We start from the raw sequence: 1,798 nt of genomic DNA on the forward strand, positions 1-1,798 counted from the left end.
ATGTAGGCGCGGGCTAAATCTTCGTCGTCTGTCCAGTTTTGCGATTCGATTAAACCTTGGAGTCCTGCGCCGTAAGCACCTGGGCGAGAACCAAAGATCCGATAACGCGATCGCACCACGGCTTCTTGTATAGTTAATCCTTGGCTTGTCCACAATTCAGTCTCTTGGCGAACTGCATCTGCTAAGGGATTTTGTTCTGGCGGTTCATCTAAATCTGCTACTGCTGATACCGCTCGATCGAATAAGTCAATTAAGTTAGGAAAAGCATCGCGGAAGAATCCCGAAATTCGCAAGGTGACATCTACACGGGGCCGTCCCAAAATGGCTAAGGGCAAAATTTCAAAATCCACTACTCGCCGTGCTGCACCATCCCACACAGGCTGGACTCCGAGTAAAGCTAAGGCTTCGGCAATATCATCACCGCCTGTTCTCATCGTGGCTGTTCCCCACAATGATAAACCTAGTGTTTTGGGATATTCACCATGCTCTTGAGTGTAATATTCAACCAGGGTTTCAGCAGCTTTTCTCCCGATATCCCAAGCTGTCTCTGTGGGAATGGCGCGAATATCGACAGAATAAAAGTTTCTCCCTGTTGGTAGAACTTCTGGGCGGCCGCGTGTGGGTGCGCCAGATGGGGCACTTGGAACGTAACCCCCATCAAGTCCGTGTAATAAGTGGGTGATTTCTCGATCGGTTTGTTGTAAAGCTGGAAGGAGGCGATCGCGTATCCAGGTAGAGACGCGATTCATTGCGTCTCCCCCCCCAGCACAGACGCGATGAATCGCGTCTCTACAAGAATTCTGAATTCTAAATTCTGAATCCTGATTTATTATTTGTTCTACTAAGAGGGCGGCGTGTTCTTCTAGGACTTCGACGATATCACCGAGGGTACGGCATTTTGTGCCATTGACTATTGAATATTCACCACTGGGCATTGACAAATCGGCTGTGAGGGGATCGAAATCTAAACCCCAATCTTGAGCTATAGCGCGGGTAATCCCTGAAGAATGGCGATTGGGGATGCGAGCGATCGCTACGATCAAATCTCGTAGCTGCCTTCCTTGGGGACATTGCCCAAAAATGTGCAACCCGTCGCGGATTTGGGCTTCTTTCAATTCACACAGATAGCCACCGATAGAATTCAAAATTAAAGATGACGCTCCCGAACTCGCTAACGCTGCGCCAACAGAATTAAAAATTTCTGTTTCATTTGAGATTCCTAAATCTAGATGGAGATTTTCTTTGATTACCAGTTCGTGGATGCGATCGCGAATGACTGGTAAACGCGAAGGATCTAAACTGTCCGCTTCATAATACTCATCAATTAAATTTTCTAACTGTTGCAAAGAACCGTAGAGTTCAGCACGAGTCATTGGCGGCGTTAGGTGATCTATAATCACCGCTTGAGCGCGACGTTTGGCTTGAGAACCTTCACCAGGATCGTTGACAATAAACGGGTACAGGTGGGGAAGTGCGCCCAAAGCCACTTCTGGATAACAATTACTGGATAAAGCCACGCTTTTACCGGGTAGCCATTCTAGATTTCCGTGTTTCCCTACATGAACTACAGCATCAGCACCAAAACATTCTCTTACCCAATAGTAGAAAGCTAAATAAGCATGAGTTGGTTCTAAATCCGGCGCATGATAATTCAAACTGGGGTCATTATCATAACCCCTTGCTGGCTGAATTCCCACAAAAATGTTGCCGAGTTGAATTCCGGGAACGGGGATTGGGACTGGGGACTGGGGAAAAGGAAAATGGGATAAACGAGAGGAATACCCAATACCCAATACCC

Annotated in this window: 1 protein-coding gene; it reads right to left on the bottom strand. The window is 47.2% G+C overall.

Translation table 11 applies throughout. From position 1 onward, the window contains the following. Positions 1 to 1,798, bottom strand: a 1,798-nt coding sequence (cobN, locus tag CDG79_RS40325) for a cobaltochelatase subunit CobN (RefSeq protein ID WP_223278670.1), incomplete at both ends; no start/stop codon positions are given.

It is taken from the genome of Nostoc sp. 'Peltigera membranacea cyanobiont' 232 (assembly GCF_002245985.1).
GTDB lineage: Bacteria > Cyanobacteriota > Cyanobacteriia > Cyanobacteriales > Nostocaceae > Nostoc.